Origin of the sequence: Palleniella muris (genome assembly GCF_004792655.1) — a bacterium.
In the GTDB taxonomy this organism is placed as follows: Bacteria; Bacteroidota; Bacteroidia; order Bacteroidales; family Bacteroidaceae; genus Prevotella; species Prevotella muris_A.
Genome location: NZ_SRZC01000002.1, coordinates 245,428 through 261,310 on the forward strand (window position 1 = coordinate 245,428; position 15,883 = coordinate 261,310).

Here is a 15,883-nt window from a genome sequence, read left to right on the forward strand (position 1 = left end):
TAAGTATCATGCCTATAAGGACAAACACCAATCCGCGCCCGCTTGAACTCACTCCCGAACTGCAGGACATCCTGCTCCGAAACGGGATGCAGGCTCATGTGGCCGCAAGCAGCAACGGTTTCGCCTTGCTCGTGCAGGGGCATGATTCCCCGTTGCTGAACTATCCGATTACCGAGAAACAGCTGAAAGCCCTGACCGACTGGGGAACAAACACCGCCAACCGCAAGGCTTACAACACATTCGCCAGCATTGTCGCCGCCGACTTCGATATGCCGAAAGACTTTGTGCATGCCCGCAATGCCAACGGTCGTGTGGCGATGGGCTTACACGGCTACCGTATCGGCGTGGGCGAATACGGCAGAGTAGCTCCGCACCGTCGTCCACCCATGCCGCCGCATCACATGATGGGGTGGTCATTCTTGGGGTGGACACCGAGGATGCAAGAAGGATTCCACCTGCGCCGTATCGGAGGACAACTCTATTACCCCGGTGCCCCAATGGTTCCGAACCGACCCGATGGACGCATGAAGCCCGGAGAACTGCAATCCGGCGGCTATGGCTTCTATTACAAAGGCTATAACACCGCTCCCGTGGCAGGAAAGGATGTGCTGTCCGAATTGCAGACGGTAATAACCCCTGTCAGACAGCCGCAAAGACCGACCACTCCGGCAATTTCGTATAAGGAAGCCATCACTTCCGATGTCTATTTCTCCAATGAGAAATGGCAGGAGGTGCTGGCGAGCCACGGCATACTGGTGGATGCGGAGAAGAAGACCGTCACCATACAGTCCTCGGCACTGGAAGCAGACCTGCAGTACAACCTCACCGACGAGGAACTGGCTGTATTGACTTCCAACTCCATCAAAGACCAGCCTATAGCCAAACGCCTTGAGACGCTTAACGGTGTCATCAAAGAGGATTTCGCCGATGCCGTCACCATGGACATGCTCAACAGCGACAAACAGATTGACATAAAGCTCCATCCCGAAGTTCAGGCAGATCTCGACCAACAGATTACCCGACAGGACGAATATTACCGACAGCAGGATAATCAGCAGGACTTACAGGTGGAGCGTGAGCCATCACTCCGTGACAATCGGCCCAAAGGCGGCGTGGTCATGGACGGCAACGATCTGGGCCTTATAGACGAGAACAAAGGATGGTTCCGTGAAGGGCGGCACGGGCGTGAAGTCACCGTCGATGACATCCGTGTGGAACCCGTGCAAGGCGAGGGTGAGGCGAAATACCGTATGACTGCCGTCATTGACGGCGAGGTGGTCAGTCACGAGATTTCGCAGAAGCAGTATGAGAAATTCATGGCATTGGACGACATGCACCGCATGAAGCTCTTTTCAAAAGTGTTCAAGGAGGTGGATATGAAAGACCGCTATCCCGTGGGGCTTGGCACGAAAATCACCGCCGCCCTGTTTGCGGGAGCCGTGGTTACACATGACCTCCTGCGCGGTCCCCGTCCCATGCCGGACATCTATATGGAAGGACACCGAGGCCCGATGCCGCATGTCTATTTCAAACCCGGTGTCGATTCACCGGCAGATGTCGCCGCACGGCAGTTCGACGCCATGAGGAATCTGCCAGACGACCGTGTCCCCGGCATGGGACACGGCCTTTAACTGTAACATAAACCAGCGGCCATGTCAGAACTTACATACGACGATTTCAAAAGCAGGGTGAACATCCAGGACTTGTTGGTGGACGCCGGCTACCGGCTCAACCGCAGGGACGGCATGCGCTATCCCTCGTATGTCCGTATCGGCAGCGACGGTAAGCGCGTGCATGGCGACAAGTTCATTGTGACCGCCAACGGCCTGTGCTGTTTCCAGCCCCCTGAGAGAAAGAACTACAATGTCATCAGCTTCATCAAGGAGCATCCGAACCTCTTCGCCGAGTACAGACCCGGCATGTCGGGTGACAGGCTTGTCAACCTTGTCTGCAACCGCCTCCTGAACAATCCCGTGAACGACCGTGTGCCACGAGATTTCGGGCGGCAGCGCGAGACACGGTCTTTTGACATCTACGAATACGAGACACAGGGCTTTATCAATGGCGACTGGGAATCGCAGAAACGTTTCTATCCCTATTTCCAGAACAGAGGTATCAGCCTCCAGACCCAGCGGGCCTTCTCCGACCATTTCTTCCTTGCCACAAGGGAACGTGGCGGCAAGACATACACCAACCTGTCATTCCCGCTGTCGCTTGCCGCATGGCCGGGCAAGGACATCGTGGGACTGGAAGAGCGCAGCCGCCCCAATGCCGATGGCAAGACCGCCTATAAAGGTATGGCCGCAGGCAGCAATGCCGCAGAAGGTCTCTGGATAGCCCGTCTGGAAAACAACCGCAGCGACATGGGCTTCACCCGACCCATTGACAAAGCGAAGGATGTCTATTGGTTCGAGAGTGCGTTTGATGCGATGGCCTTTTACCAACTGAAGATGAACGAGCCGGGGAACGTGGGCTTTCATGACCTTTCCAACGCCGTGTATGTGTCCACCGGCGGCTCTCCGACAAAAAAGCAGTTCTCGTCGATGATCGAGCATACGCCCGAGGCCATCCACCACCTCTGTTTCGACCGGGACCGTGCCGGACGTATGTTCGCAGTCAACTTCGCCCTGCAAAAAGAAGGAAGGGTGTTCACCTCCCACCTGTCGCCGGACAAGGAGCGTCTTGTTGTTACCGACATGACCAAAGGCGTCAAACGTCACGAGCTGTCGATGGAACCGTTTGACTTCAAAGACATTTGTGAAAGGCTGGGAATCGACAGGCGCGGAATCGGATATGAGCCTTGCGACGAAAGGTATAAGGACTGGAACGACCAGCTGCTTGACAAGCCCATGAACAATGAGGAAACGCAAACAAAAGGGATGAGACGATGAAAACACAGACACAACCATCATACAGTTTCGGGACATTGGTGTTCCGTCCCCGAATCAGGCAATATTTCGCCAATGACCTGATTATTACCATCGTCTGCATAGCCGGGCTTGCCGTGGCCGGAATTGACGGCATGTTCATGGGTAACATCCTGTTGTGGGCATCGCTGGCAATCGCCCTCTGCCTCATATACCGCTTCCTTTATCTGCGGAGCATGAGGTTTGTCATCACAGACGAACAATTCATCTATGAGCATGGCGTGTTCCAGCGCACTCGTGACTTCATGGAACTCTACCGTGTGGTCGATTTCCGGGAAGAGAGCAGCTTCTTACAGCAGTTGTTCGGACTGAAAACCATACATATCTATTCCGGCGACCGTTCCACACCCCGCCTTGACATGGTGGGCATGGACAAGAGCAGCAATCTTGTCCCCTTTATACGTGAACGTGTAAGTGCAAACCGCAAACGAAATGGAATATATGAGATTACGAACCGCTAAAATACTGACAGTTGTACTTGCCGTCTTCGCCGCTGTGTCAGCGAGGGCGCAGGTTGTCGTGTCCAATCCGTTGGAATGGCTTGCCCTCGCCGAGGGTAACGAGGCCATCAACGGACAGGTGAAAGACCAGACCGATGCACAGACCCGGACAGCGGTTCTGCAGAACACCATAGCCGCCGAGTTCACCAAGATGCACGAATGGGAAAAGAAATACTCCGGCTACCTGCAGACCGTTTCCGGTTTTGCCTCTTCACTGAAAGCGTCCGCCACACTGTATGAAGACGGTGTGCGTATCTTCATCACCCTGGGCAAGCTCAAGAAAGCCATCGGTTCCAATCCGCAGGGCATTGTCGCTACCATGTCAATGAACAACCTCTATCTGGAAACGGCGACAGAGCTTATCTCTGTCTATACACTCTTGAAGGAGGCCATCGCCACGGGAGGAAAGACAAATATGCTCACCGGTGCGGAACGCTCGCAGACGTTGTGGGCATTGTCCGACAAACTCGGCACATTTTATAAAAAGCTCAACAGGCTGTACCTGAGCATACGGTACTATACGCTTACCGATGTGTGGAACAACGTCAGTGCAGGAATGATGGACAGAGACATCGGCAGTATTGCCGGTGATGCCTTCGGCCGGTGGAAACGGGCAGCAAGAACATTAAAATAAAGGAGACGGCATGATAAGGACGGTACTGATCATATTGATATTGGTTTTCGGCATCTGCAAGGGTCACGCACAGACAGACCCTGTATTGTCCGGAATGATTGTCCTATATACCGACAAGGCAGAGAAGCAGCTCAAGTCACAGGAGAAAGTAATGTTGCTGCAGACTACCGGGCATATATGGACGAAGGAGGAAGTGGAAGCCACGACCGACTTCCAGCGGCAGTTTAACGACTATCTCGACTCGTTTCGCTCGGTAATCAGCTATGCGGCACAGATATACGGTTTCTACCACGAAATCGGGAAACTAACAGAGAACATGGGCGCATTGAGCCGCCAGTTGGAGAAATCTCCTGAAAACGCGCTTGCCGTGGCACTCACACCTCGCCGGAGCGGTATATACCGGGAACTGATACTCGGCAGCGTGGACATCGTGAACGACATCCGGCAGGTATGCCTCTCTAACGTGAAAATGACGGAGAAGGAGCGCATTGAGATTGTATTCGGCATACGCCCGAAACTCCATCTGATGAACCGCAACCTGCGCCGGCTCACGCTTGCCGTCAAATACACCTCCCTGTCTGATGTGTGGCGGGAGATAGACTGCAGGGCAAAGAGTTACGATGTGGACAAATGGAAAATTACGGACGAAGCCTTCTCGCGCTGGCGGAGTAACAGTAAGATAAGACCCGGAAAATAAAACATGAACAACTTGTAACAAGGCTTATGAAGATTGGACTGATAGACGTTGACGGACACCACTTCCCGAATTTCGCACTGATGAAACTATCGGCATGGCACAAATCAAAAGGTGACATTGTCGAATGGGCAGACGCGATGTTCGGAAACGGCTATGACCGTATTTACAAATCAAAGATATTCACATTCTCGCCGGACGAGAACAGTCCCTGGACCTGTGAGGTTATCAAGGGCGGCACCGGGTACGACATAAAGAGCCAGCTGGCTCCGGAAATTGAAGTATCATCCCTGATGGATTATTCCCTCTATCCGCAATACGACTATTCCATACAGTTATTCTCTCGCGGCTGCATCCGTCATTGTCCGTTCTGCTTGGTTCATGACAAGGAGGGCGGCATACACCCCGTGGAACCAGTGCAGCTGAACCCCAACGGAATGCATATCGAGGTGCTTGACAACAATTTTTTCGCCAATCCGGAATGGCGATCTGCTATCGACTATCTGCTGAAGGCAGGGCAAAAAGTCAATCTCCACGGTGTTGATGTGCGCATCATGGACGAGGAACAGGCATACTGGCTCAACAGGCTCCGTCTTTACAAGTCCATACATATCGCATGGGACTTGCCGCAGATAGACCTGACCAAAAAAATCACAGAAGTAACTCGATACATAAAGCCGTGGAAGATCATGTGCAACATCCTCGTCGGCTACAACTCGACCATGGAGCAGGACTTATACCGCATCGAGCGGTGCCGGGAACTGGGCATCAAGCCTTATGTGATGCCGTATCGTGACTTCGACAACAGAACACAGCCCTCGCAGTATGCGAAGGATCTCGCGCAATACGTCAACAAGCCGATGCTTTTCAAGTCATGCAGTTTCAGAGACTTCTCACCACGGAAAGGATTCAGGTGCGAGGCTTATTTTCAAACGGATAATACGATAACACTCTAAAATACAACAGATATGGGCAAATGGGCAACAATATTCAAAGGTGGCAAATACATCTTCAACAACCCGGCGACAAGAAGCCTTGGCGGAGCCGTCATCCATCCCCAGCGCACCCTTGTGGGCGCAGGTCGCGCCGTGAAAACCGCCACGGTCGGAGCCGGTGTGGGCTATCTCGGCTGGGAGGCACTTGTCAATGACAAGCCGGTGGTGAGGACGGTCGCCGACATAGCGATAGGAAGCGACAATGTGGATGCAGTGGTGGACACCACAAGCAAGACCGTCGATAGCGTGCAGGAAACGGTACGGGATGTAAAGGAATCCGTGTCCGGTCTGAGCGGTACCGTGCAACAGGCCAACAGCACATTCGGAGGCATCTCCGATTTCCTGAAGAACGTATGTGGGGGCAACGGTGCCGATATGTTCGGCAATTTCTTCTCCAACATAGGGAAAGGCAACGTGTCCGGACTGAGCATCGTCGGACTGCTTGCCGCCGGACTGATGATATTCGGACGGTTCGGCTGGCTCGGCAAGATTGGCGGCGCACTGCTCGCCATGATGCTTATCGGCAATAATTCCCATGTGGCACAGGTGCAGGAGAACCCGCAGGCAGAGAACCGACAACCGGGAGGACGGCACAGATGAACCGTACCCGAACAAGTTTGACAAGACAACAGGTAAACATATAAAAAGGATATGGAATATACACAGGAAATGAACCTGCAGTCAGAGAGCGGCTACTGTATGCCGTTCAATGACAAGAAAGAAGAAGTGGTGCTGACCCGGACTTATGGAAAACAGGAGGACGGGAGTTTCAACCACGGCATAGACCTCGCCGCAGACCGCTATGTGCTGCGTGCGGTGGCGGACGGCATCGTTACCGCCATCGGCACGGACAGGGTACACGGTCTATACCAGACGGCCCGTTACGGGAAATACGATGTGACCTACGGCGGCATACGCAACGCTATGGTTGCTTTCGGCAAACGTGTCAAAGCCGGAAGCATCCTTTCCATCAGCGGTAACACTCTTCATCTGGAGGTGAAGTATGACGGAGCGGAGATAGACCCCGTAGAGTTTTTGAAAATGCTTTTCGGTAACATGAAGATGTCCGGCACGGAAAGCGGCATGCCCGACTTCGAGACCCTCGATATGGACATCCCGACGGATTATGACGAGAACATGGAAGAGATCGAGGGCCTGATGGCAAGGTTCTATCCCGAATACCTGATGGAGGTGGCCGGAGGTCTGTACGTCGTTCCCGACAAGACAGAACAGTCCCTGCGCAACATCTTCTCCCTGTCGGCGGCACGGAGCTATTTCTATGACGCCATACCGTCGATGGCCAATCCGCTCGGACTGTCTGAACGGTCGGTGCCTATCGCCGCCAAAGTGCAGAACCTGCTTATCGGGGATTTTCTCAACTATCTCGCCCTTCGGCACAGGATATTCCTGTCGGTCATGGATGAAGCGAGTAAAAAAAAAGCTATGACGAAGCCGTCGCCACCGCCGGAATCATAGACCCGCTTGCCGACCTTGACATCGACGTGCGGAGCTTCGACATCCAGCGGCTGGTGACTGTCTATCCTGACAGGTCCGGCATACGCTGGTGGACGAAAGCCTGGTTCAACGGTTCGGAAGACGGTGAGGCGGCCGTGGAGATAGAGCGTGAATGTGCGATACAGTTCCTGCTTGACCGGATAGACAAAGAGAGGATGCTTGAGGAGTATTATCCCAAACAGATGGAGGTGTATCACAATGCCATCGAGCAGACAAAAGAAAATTTATTGAAACAACTGAACATATCATAATGGCGCAACCGAAAAATACAAAAAGGCTGTCAGAGGTGGAATACTGCCTTAGCAGCTATTTCAACGCACACTTCGTGCCGGTCATGAACCGGGAGAAATCGGCATTGCAGACGGCACAGGCAAAAGAGATAGCGGACTATTCCACTTCATTTGCCGGCATCATGCGGTCGCTTGCACAATCATCCTCTTCCGCAGGCATACCGGGTCCCGATGATACCATGCAGTACCTACGGCTTACCGGCAAGGAATGTTCCAAGACCGCGGAGGACTACGTGGGGATGTGCAAGGAGAGCATACTCGGCAACAAGGATTTCGTAGCCGACCTCCAGCGTCTTGCCGGGGAATGGCGCAATGCGGTGGTGGCCGAAGTGGGACGCAAGCGTTATGACGAACTTTCCGCAAAAATCGGTTCAGACCTGGCACTCGCCTATGTCGATCACCGTATCGAGCAGATGATGGTTGACCGTATGGTGCGTGAGCAGATGCCCAAAGGATCTTTCGACTATATCATCCGCAAGGGGGCGGCCGGCAGCCTTTTCGGATTGCCACAGGAAATGATGAAGTCACCGTTGCAACGTGAGATAGAGGAACGTGGCGAAGCCATATACAAACCGTCGAAAGCGGAAAAAGGCACGGCTAAGGGTGTGAGTTTCGCAGCGGACGTGGTGGCTTTTGGCGGCGTGTACTCATGGGGCTCGCTTGCCAGACTTGCCGGTGCGGAAGTTGTGTTCTCAGGACTTGAGTCCGTACTTGACAAGAAACAGCAGAAACAGGGATTGACGGTTGACCAATGTGTCAGCACGGGACTGTTCGGTAATGGCAATACACTCTCGGATATACGCAAGGAAAGTTTGCGCATCAAGACATACGAGAGCAACTATATCCAGTCAGTCAACGGCACTCTGTCCAAAAAGATGCCCATTCTGAAAGAAAAGCCGGCATGGGAAATGGACTGGAACCTCGGCAATTTGCAGAATCCTTTTTTGAATCAGGGAAAAGGACTTGTGCCTTTCAAGTTCTCTCCGATAACTCTTGGCAAACCTCAGACGGCAGATTGTGGAAAGAACTTCGCCAACGTGCCGTCTGTCATCGCTCCAGGTCAGGAACAGGCATACCTTGACTGGAAAACGCAGCATGACAGGGAGCAGGCACAGAAAGCGCAACAGGAAAGTCCCGCAACAGAAGAAAAAACTGAATCACGTGGACAGGAAACGACAAACGATAACACTCAAGAAATTGAGGACAACGGTGAAGAAAGGGAAAAGGAGACACAGGCACAAGACAATAACGACGGCTGGGTGAATCTTCTCAGGTCGGTCGGGCTGGACGGCATCGGTGACATCGGACGTAACCTCCCTTATGTAATAGCCATGCTGCCGGATATGCTTGTTGGACTGTTCACCGGCAAGACCACCTCCTTAAACCTCAAAAGCGGAATGATGCCTCTGGCTTCCATCCTTGTAGGAATGTTCGTCAGGAATCCTCTTCTGAAGATGGTGCTGATAGGTATGGGTGGTGCCAACCTTGTAAACAAAATCGGACATGAGGCGATAGAGCGTGAACAGGACGGACACAGTCCGACCGTCCGCTACAGGCAGTATGACGATGAAGAACTGAATCCACGCATATCCGGTGCTGTCATACGGGGCAACACGCTGATAGCCACCATTGACAACGTGCCTTGCTCGGTGATGCTGCCCGAAAATGCGGCACAGGCATACGCCGCCGGAGCATTGCCTTTGAATACGCTTGCCAATGCGGTGCTTGCCCGTCACGACCGCATGAAGGCGATGGCGGAAGACAATTACCGCAGTCTGGAAATCGAACAGGAACGGCAGCAGGAACGCGGCATAATCCTCAGATAAACCAATACATCAATATATAGCAATGAAAGAAAAGACACCACAGGAACAGACGGCGGCCGCCAGACAGGTGGAGCTGCTGTCAAACGCTCTCAACGGGGCATCTACGGAAGGATACTGGCTGAACGTGTCGGGACGCCTCTCTCCGAGAATCTATCCCAAAGGGGCTGCACTCAGCCCGTTCAACAGCCTCACGCTGATGCTCGACGCTGACAGCCATGGATATTCCACCGCCTTGTACACTACGTTTTCGGAAGCAAGGAAACGTGGCGAATCCGTCCTCAAGGACGAACGCTCCGTACCGATGAACTGGTACCGGTGGGACTCATACGTCAACAAGCACGACGAGAGAGACATTATATCCCGTGACGACTACCGCAGCCTTCCTCCTGTGCAACAGGAACAGTACAAGGCAGTAAGAAAACGTGAGATACACACACTTTTCAATGTGGAGCAGACCACTCTTCCCCATGTGGATGAAAAGGAGTTCGAGAAGTTGCGACAGCAGTTCGGCGGACGAACCGACCGAGGCAACATCCTTGCGGAGGAACGCCAGACACGTTCCGCAGTCAACAGGTTTCGTGAGCAGATTTCGCAGAACCTTGTACCAATAAGGAAATCGACCACGGGAACGGCGGCATACGACACTGGCAAGGATGCCGTCTATATTCCCGATCAGAAGCATTTCGGCAATTACATGGATTATGTGCAGGAACTGGTGCGTCAGGTGGTGAGTGCCACCGGCCACCGTGAGCGTATGTCGAGGGAAGGCATGGTGATGAACGGCGGCAAAGCACCGTCAGGTGATGCCTTGCGCTATGAGCGTCTTATCGCCGAGATAGCCTCCGGTCTGAAGATGGCGGAGTTCGGTCTGCCGGCGAAACTGTCACCTGAAAGTCGTGGCATGGTGGAATACTGGACAGAGGAACTGAAGGAGAATCCCTGCCTGATAGACGCTGTGGAGAGCGATGTGAACAATGCCCTTGATGTCATCCGCAAGGCTGAAAAGGGAGAACGCATGGAATCGGCCCACGAGCGCAACAAGCAGCAGACGGAGGAACTCAGGGAACAGGAAGAGGGACGGCCGCAGGTATCAGTTGCGGATGCGCTGGTATTGCAGGACATTCTCCGCAAGGGAGGTATGGAAATCAATGACCGTAATTTCCCGGGAGGACAGGATGACAAGCGTGAGTTCCTGGCCCGCTTTGACGGACTTGGACATTACGACACGCTGACACAGGACTCACTCACCAATGCACGTCTGAAGCATGACGACCCGGAGCTTGTCAATATAGCCTATACACAGGCTGCCGGTTCTGCTGCATGTATCCATCGCCTTTGCAGCGAATGGCTACCGCAGGAATGGGAGGAAAAAGGTGCGCATGTTATAGCTGACGACATTAATGCCGTTCCGGACAAGCGCAGCCGTGAGTTCGTGGTGGTACTCGACAAGAACACGGGGATTGCCGATGTGGTACTTCCCACTTCCGCCCGTTCAGGAGGCGATGTCGTGATGCCCAACGGTGACCGCCGCAACTACTGGATGTCACCCGACGAGGTGATGACAGCCGATGAGCGCAAAGAAGCCGGTGCGAGAGTAGTATCGCATACGATTCCCGGATTTAATAAAGAGAAGATAGCGGCTGCGTTGATGGCTCAGGGTGCCTCATACGTTAGGTTCTATAATAAGGACGGGCAGTTGCGCTACCATCCTGATGATTCCTATTTTGCAGACAAGCAGGTGTATTCGGCCAGACTGGACGGAAGGGAGATAAGAAATGTTTCCGCTTTTGATGTCAGCGAGGCAGTCAGCCGCGCTACGGAAGTGCAGTTCGAGCGAATCCAGATGCTCCGTGACGACACGGGCGGATGGGCATTGTACCTCAAGCCTGAAAACGAGCCGTCGTTCAGCATCCGTCCGGACAAGAATGACATCAACCGTTTCTTTTCCACCGTCAAGCAGGATGACCGTGTGGCTGCAGGTGCGGTACGCAACGAACTGGCTCAGAAATACTATGCTCTCGCACAGGCTGAACCCAACCTGAAGGTTGACCTGTTCGGTGCCATGCCGGACGGTATCGACCCGCTGCGCATCAAGCGCGTGAACGTGTTCAAGAGCAAGGACGACAAGATACTGTGTGTCCCCGTAATCGATGGCATCGACAAGGTGCAACCGCGCGAAGTGAGCAAGCAACAATGGCAACGGATGTGGGTGGCAGAAGATGTGGCCCAATACAAGACCTGTCTCGCCGCTACGTTGTTCTCTGACCTGCTGATGCAGAAAACGGAGGAACAAACCGTAGAAAAGCAGCAGGAAGAGGACGCTGCCGTTGTCCGTCCTGATGTGGCGGCAGTGCGTCCCGAACTCCAGCAATATGAAGAGTTGAAAGAAAAGCATCCCGATGTCATCCTGCTGTTCCGTCACGGCGGCAATTATGAGGCTTATCAGGATGATGTGCCAAGTATGGAAAAGACATTGGGACTTGAAAAAATCGAATTCGGAAACCAAAAGGAAGATGTCCATGCCGTGAAAGTGTCATTCCCGACAGATATGCTGGATGTCTATCTGCCGAGACTCGTGCGGTCAGGAGCAAGGGTAGCCATTTGCGATGCTGTTGAAAACATTTCTGCTGACAGAAAAGCCGGTATGTCACTTCCTCAAAATGCAGTTAGCGCAGCGGAAAATATGGAACGTCACACAGGAATAAGAATGTAGGCTATGGCAGGAAAGAATCAGGCATACGCAGAAAGATATGCGGAATTTGCGATGGAGCAGATGCGTCTGTACGGCATACCGGCTTCGGTAACGCTTGCTCAGGGCATCCTTGAGAGTGCAAGCGGCCAGAGCCGTCTCGCACAGAACGAGAACAACCATTTCGGCATCAAGGCCACGCAGTCATGGATAGCCAACGGTGGCAAATACGGTCTCTACTCCGATGACAAACCGAATGAGAAATTCTGCAGCTACGACAGTGTGGGCGATTCCTATGCCCATCATTCCAGATTTTTGAAGGAGAACTCCCGGTACGCATCCTGTTTCAAACTTGATGCGGACGATTACAAAGGATGGGCACAGGGGCTTGATAAAGCCGGATATGCTACAGCCGGGAAATATGCGCCCGCGCTTATATCCATTATCGAGCGTAACGACCTTCAGCGATATGACCGTATGGTAATGGAAGAGATGAACGCCAAAGGGCTGAAACCGGGGCAAGGAATCCCACAGTTGCAGTCCGGCAATAACAACAGTGCGGAACATGATTATTCTTTCCCGTTGAAACGAGAAGAGTTCCTGTTCGTTACATCGCCTTTCGGTATGCGTTCAGATCCGACAGATACTTCCAAAAAGCAGATGCACAAGGGGATGGATATACAATGCAACAATGAAGCTGTGCTGGCGACGGAAAAGAACGGCAAGGTTGTAGCGGTGAATGAAAACGCCAACACAGCTGGTGGAAAGTCGGTCACCGTAGAATATACTCGTGAAGGCGGAGCCAAGGTACAGGTCAGCTACCTGCACCTTAATTCATTTTCTGTCAAGGTCGGCGATACAGTAAATGCCGGACAGCAGATAGGCGTTTCCGGAAATACTGGAACCCGGACCACTGGACCGCACCTGCATTTAGGTGTGAAGCAGATTGCAGCGGACGGTACTACCAGGGACATGGATCCCGCCGCTTATCTTGCGGAGATAGCCGAAAAAGGAAATATCCGTCTCACCGCCATGCACGACGGTCAGAACCTGTTGGCGAAATACAAAAGCCAGAACCCTAACAGCCCGGCAATAGACACCTCGTTATCCCCGGAAGAATGGATGAAGAAACTCCTGTCATCCGAAGACAGCGGTATCGGTATGGGCGGATTTGGACAGAATCCGGTCATGGAGATGGCTATGACGCTGTTCACTTCCCTCATGGCATTGGCCGTGCAGATAGATAGCAAGACAGAAGAAGAGAAGATGGCTGCAGCAACAGCCGCCGCCCTTGACAAGCGCATAGACCTTACACCGCTTGTGCAGGGAATGAGGGAATGTACGCTTCAGGTCAAGGAAGGCGAGACTCCGTTACTGTCCGTAGATACCGGTACAAACCGTTTCACGGCACAGCTGTCTTCGTCAGACATGAACCGTATGAACCTCGTCCTGTCGGACAGTACCCTGACCGCCGACGAAAAGAAAGAACGTATTTCCGGTATCATCGGTAATATCGCGCTCAACGCCCAGTTGTCGCAGGATTACCGTCAGGGAATATCGCAGCAGTCACAATCAGAGAATATTTCAATCAAATAATCACTCACATTAAAACAAAACAGTATGATTAAAGTACAAGCAACAATCAACGGCATCATCAGCAAACCGGCAACAATCCGTGTGTCTGGAGACGGTAAAAAATTCATCGGTTTCCTTGTTAAACTCTCTGTACCAGGTTCGCGTAACAATATGCCGGGTAAGGAACTGTCCATATCCGTAAGTAAGGACGGGGACGAATCGGAGTTGCCTTCCCTCGCAGCAGGAACACGTATAGAGGCGACTGGAACACTGACCTTCCGAAAGACCGGCGACAACCTCTATTTCAATTTCCATGCAGACACGGTGAATCTCAGCCCCGAATCGTCCAAGGATGCCATTGAGGGCACAATGGAGTTCAAGGGGACTGTCGGCAAGGGAGTTGATGAGAAAACCGACAAGAAAGGTGGAAAATATGTGTCGTTCTCGGCATATTCCACAGAAAAGTCCGGGGATGCTCTGCAGTTCACATGGGTACGCTTCATCAAGTTCGATTATGTCAAAGAAGCGTTTCTCGAAGCCAAGGCGAAGATACATGCCACCGGTAAGCTGACAGTATCGGCATACAATGGCCGTATTGACCTTGACTGCCGTCTGGAAGAGGTCAAACCGTGGGAACGCCAGCCATTCCCACAGACAAAGGACAACGAAAACCCACCGATCTGATATGGCATACAGGAAATACAACGACAACGGTGACGGACGCAGTGCCGAAGACCGCGCCCTTGACAGGTTCGCAGACCTCATGGTGGAGAAAATAAAAAATCTCCAGTCAGACTGGCAGAAACCTTGGTTTACCGAGGGCAGCCTGAAATGGCCCAAGAACCTGAACGGGAGGGAGTATAACGGTATGAACGCCGTGATGCTCATGCTCCTGTGTGAGAAGAACAACTACCAGCTTCCTGTGTTCTGTACCTTCAACCGTGTAACCGGAATGAATTACTCCGTTGGGAAGGACGGCAGCCGCAAGCCGCTGGTGGATGGTAACGGAGAGAAACTCCCGGCCGTCACAGTCAACAAGGGAGAGAAGTCATTCCCGATATTCCTCACCAGTTTTACGGTAGTGAACCGCGAGACCAAGGAGAAAATCAAATACGAGGATTACAAAAGACTCTCCGAGGAAGAGAAAAAGCAGTATAATGTCTATCCGAAGCTGAACGTATATAATGTGTTCAACGTGGACCAGACCAATCTGAAAGAGGCCCGTCCTGAACTGTATGCCAAGTTGGAAGCACAGAACCAGATCACCAGACCGGCATCCCTTGATGGTGAGAAATTCTCTTTTCCTGCCATGGATGAGATAATCAAACGTGGGCTGTGGCTGTGTCCCATTAAGCCGACACATCAGGACCAGGCATACTATTCCATATCAAAGGATGAGATAGTTCTGCCAGAGAAATCGCAGTTCATCAACGGGGAGGCGTTCTATGGAACGGCGTTTCACGAAATGACACATTCGACCGGTTCCGAGAACCGTCTCAACAGGCTGAAGCCAACGACATTCGGTTCGGATGATTATGCCCGTGAGGAACTTGTGGCCGAACTGGGCAGTGCCCTTGTAGCTTCGCGCTACGGCATCGTGAAGAATGTCAAGGATGAATCAGCAGCATACCTCAAGTCATGGCTCGACAGCCTCAAAGAATCCCCCGAGTTTATCAAGACAACCCTGCAAGATGTACGTCGTGCCACATCCATGATAAACCACCGCATCGACATTGTTCAAGGACAGATAGACAGCTACCAAGCCACTCCCGGACATACGACCGAATACCCCGATGTCTATGACATCGACAATGACGGCAACACGACAGAGGTCGTTCATATAGAGGATACACCTTTCGACATGATGCGTGAGGACGAGGAAGTGCCGTTCCAAAGGACTCACCGCAGCCGCTGATTAAACACGGTAAAACCTTTCGCAATCCGCCGGGACACCTGTCTTAGGCGGGTTGTTTTTTATGCAGTCATGGAAGTGTCAGCGTCCATTCCTCTTGTTGAACTCTTCCCAGTCATATTCGTCCATGTCCGGTTTCCAGAATGAACGCTTACGTTTGCGTCGTGGCTTCTTACGCTCACGGAAGCCCAGGACTCCCGACAGCCACCATCCGACCAATAGTAGAAGTATTATTTCCATATTCTGTTATTTCCAAGTTAGTATTTGCCATGAACTTGTTCAAACTAATTTATATTCGTTAATTATTCGCTAAAATACAAAAAATA

Annotated in this window: 14 protein-coding genes and 1 pseudogene; 14 read left to right on the forward strand and 1 reads right to left on the reverse strand. The window is 52.4% G+C overall.

Annotation, left to right across the window (positions count from 1 at the left end):
* Nucleotides 1-8 precede the first annotated feature (8 nt).
* The 14 genes and pseudogenes from E5358_RS02090 to E5358_RS02155 form a co-directional block, all read left to right on the forward strand.
* Complete coding sequence (locus E5358_RS02090) at nt 9-1,631, forward strand: hypothetical protein (protein ID WP_135938663.1); 1,623 nt, start codon at nt 9-11, stop codon at nt 1,629-1,631.
* 21 nt (nt 1,632-1,652) lie between these two features.
* Nucleotides 1,653-2,891: a toprim domain-containing protein gene (locus E5358_RS02095; RefSeq protein WP_123482770.1), complete on the forward strand. Its 1,239-nt coding sequence runs from the start codon at nt 1,653-1,655 to the stop codon at nt 2,889-2,891.
* Nucleotides 2,888-3,388 (forward strand): PH domain-containing protein, encoded by a 501-nt coding sequence (locus E5358_RS02100; RefSeq protein ID WP_123482769.1) that lies wholly within the window; start codon nt 2,888-2,890, stop codon nt 3,386-3,388. Before E5358_RS02095 ends, E5358_RS02100 begins: the two co-directional genes overlap by 4 nt.
* The gene (locus tag E5358_RS02105; RefSeq protein ID WP_123482814.1) at nt 3,369-4,061 is read left to right on the forward strand and encodes a hypothetical protein; all 693 of its coding nucleotides are present in this window, start codon (nt 3,369-3,371) and stop codon (nt 4,059-4,061) included. Before E5358_RS02100 ends, E5358_RS02105 begins: the two co-directional genes overlap by 20 nt.
* Before the next feature lie 10 nt (nt 4,062-4,071).
* Nucleotides 4,072-4,758, forward strand: a complete 687-nt coding sequence (locus tag E5358_RS02110; protein ID WP_123482768.1) for a hypothetical protein — start codon at nt 4,072-4,074, stop codon at nt 4,756-4,758.
* A gap of 26 nt (nt 4,759-4,784) precedes the next feature.
* A complete protein-coding gene (locus tag E5358_RS02115) occupies nt 4,785-5,711 on the forward strand; it encodes a radical SAM protein (RefSeq protein ID WP_135938664.1) in 927 nt (308 codons plus the stop codon).
* Between the two features lie 12 nt (nt 5,712-5,723).
* A complete protein-coding gene (locus tag E5358_RS02120) occupies nt 5,724-6,350 on the forward strand; it encodes an antitoxin (RefSeq protein WP_123482766.1) in 627 nt (208 codons plus the stop codon).
* 51 nt (nt 6,351-6,401) lie between these two features.
* Nucleotides 6,402-7,226: a M23 family metallopeptidase gene (locus E5358_RS02125; protein ID WP_123482765.1), complete on the forward strand. Its 825-nt coding sequence runs from the start codon at nt 6,402-6,404 to the stop codon at nt 7,224-7,226.
* On the forward strand, nt 7,220-7,516 hold the full coding sequence (locus E5358_RS02130; RefSeq protein ID WP_123482764.1) for a hypothetical protein: 297 nt from the start codon (nt 7,220-7,222) through the stop codon (nt 7,514-7,516). The genes E5358_RS02125 and E5358_RS02130 overlap by 7 nt, the downstream gene beginning before the upstream one ends.
* A complete protein-coding gene (locus tag E5358_RS02135; protein ID WP_123482763.1) occupies nt 7,516-9,381 on the forward strand; it encodes a hypothetical protein in 1,866 nt (621 codons plus the stop codon). The genes E5358_RS02130 and E5358_RS02135 overlap by 1 nt, the downstream gene beginning before the upstream one ends.
* A 22-nt stretch (nt 9,382-9,403) precedes the next feature.
* Entirely contained in the window at nt 9,404-12,094 is a 2,691-nt protein-coding gene (locus E5358_RS02140; RefSeq protein WP_123482762.1) for a MutS N-terminal domain-containing protein, read from the forward strand.
* Between the two features lie 3 nt (nt 12,095-12,097).
* Nucleotides 12,098-13,666, forward strand: a complete 1,569-nt coding sequence (locus tag E5358_RS02145) for a glucosaminidase domain-containing protein (protein ID WP_135938665.1) — start codon at nt 12,098-12,100, stop codon at nt 13,664-13,666.
* A gap of 24 nt (nt 13,667-13,690) precedes the next feature.
* Nucleotides 13,691-14,329, forward strand: a complete 639-nt coding sequence (locus E5358_RS02150; RefSeq protein ID WP_123482760.1) for a hypothetical protein — start codon at nt 13,691-13,693, stop codon at nt 14,327-14,329.
* Nucleotide 14,330: 1 nt separating this feature from the next.
* Nucleotides 14,331-15,401 (forward strand): annotated as a pseudogene (locus E5358_RS02155) (ArdC family protein); the annotation flags it as partial.
* Between the two features lie 237 nt (nt 15,402-15,638).
* Here E5358_RS02155 and E5358_RS15025 read toward each other — a convergent pair.
* Nucleotides 15,639-15,797, reverse strand: a complete 159-nt coding sequence (locus E5358_RS15025) for a hypothetical protein (RefSeq protein ID WP_160246872.1) — start codon at nt 15,795-15,797, stop codon at nt 15,639-15,641.
* Nucleotides 15,798-15,883 lie beyond the last annotated feature (86 nt).